Genomic DNA, 1,026 nt, shown 5'->3' with positions numbered 1-1,026 from the left:
TTGACGCATTTTTACAGTTCAACGAGGAAGATATTCTGCATGATAAGGGCAAGGTGACCGCCGCCATTGCCAAAGCCTTTGCCGAGAAAGAGTTTGAAAAGTTCCGGGTATTGCAGGACAGAAGCTATCAGAGCGACTTTGACAGGCTGGTTGCGGAAACTTCGGATGATCTGACAGAATAACCATATACACAGAAAGCCCACGCTTCCGGTTCTCTTTCCGGCTGCGTGGGCTTTTTCGGCCATCGCTTATTTCTTGTTTTGCAGCTGTTCATGGGCTTCCTGCTGGACGATCAGCCCCGCCGAAAAGCCATACTTGAAATGGCTCTCACTTTCCTCGCACTGAGCGATAGCGTTCTGCGCCCGGAGTTCTTCCACCAGAGCATAGTCCTCTTTGCTGAGCCGCTGGGATAACTGCTCCATCAACGCCGCACAGGTTTGGACCGCCTTGCGGTATTCCGAGGACGTGGGCACTACCGTTTCACAGGGATAAAACTCTCCATTATACATGGCTTCCAAAATCATAGCGTTCCCTCCCTCAACAGTAGACCAGCTCGGCCAGGGCAATTTCCTCGGCTCTGTTGTGGATGGAGTTCATGGAGCGCACCCATGCCATCTGGTCGGCAGCTTTCAGGGCTTCTGTGACGCCCTCTTGCTGCATCATGGCTTTTTCAATGATTTCCAGCCGCTCCCGGCAGGCGGTGTCGATTTCCTCCAAGTGGGGAAACAGCTTTTCGGTGACAATGAGATCGGTATACAGAATGGGCCGGTGTTCTTTTAAGTAGGCACGGCGCAACCGGCCATATTTCCCGATATGGTACTCTTTGGTGTCCGATAACACAAGGTCGGGAATGAGATAGTCGCCGCATTTGGTGTAAGTCGGTTCCATACAAGGCTCCTTTCGTGGGAATGTGGTTAACAGTTACGGTAGGTTTGAGGGCATCCCTCCTTTATCATAACTGTCTTTTCATTCGCCACAAATGAGCCGCCAGTCATGATGTAATGTTTTTTGGTGTAATCCACCCTC

At 51.2% G+C, this 1,026-nt stretch carries 2 protein-coding genes and 1 pseudogene; 1 reads left to right on the top strand and 2 read right to left on the bottom strand.

Going from position 1 to position 1,026, the window contains the following annotated elements; genetic code table 11:
- Nucleotides 1-182, top strand: a pseudogene (locus H7U37_RS14970) (cell filamentation protein Fic); the annotation flags it as partial.
- A 66-nt stretch (nucleotides 183-248) separates the two neighbouring features.
- Here H7U37_RS14970 and H7U37_RS14965 read toward each other — a convergent pair.
- Nucleotides 249-524, bottom strand: coding sequence for a DUF6809 family protein (locus tag H7U37_RS14965; RefSeq protein ID WP_176928136.1), 276 nt, complete (start codon nucleotides 522-524; stop codon nucleotides 249-251).
- 13 nt (nucleotides 525-537) lie between these two features.
- Entirely contained in the window at nucleotides 538-888 is a 351-nt protein-coding gene (locus tag H7U37_RS14960) for a TnpV protein (protein ID WP_204876952.1), read from the bottom strand.
- Nucleotides 889-1,026 lie beyond the last annotated feature (138 nt).

This window comes from Pseudoflavonifractor phocaeensis, from assembly GCF_016901735.1.
Taxonomy (GTDB): domain Bacteria; phylum Bacillota; class Clostridia; order Oscillospirales; family Oscillospiraceae; genus Pseudoflavonifractor_A.
The sequence above is the reverse complement of the archived record's forward strand: the minus strand, read 5'-3'. Positions and strand labels throughout refer to the sequence as shown.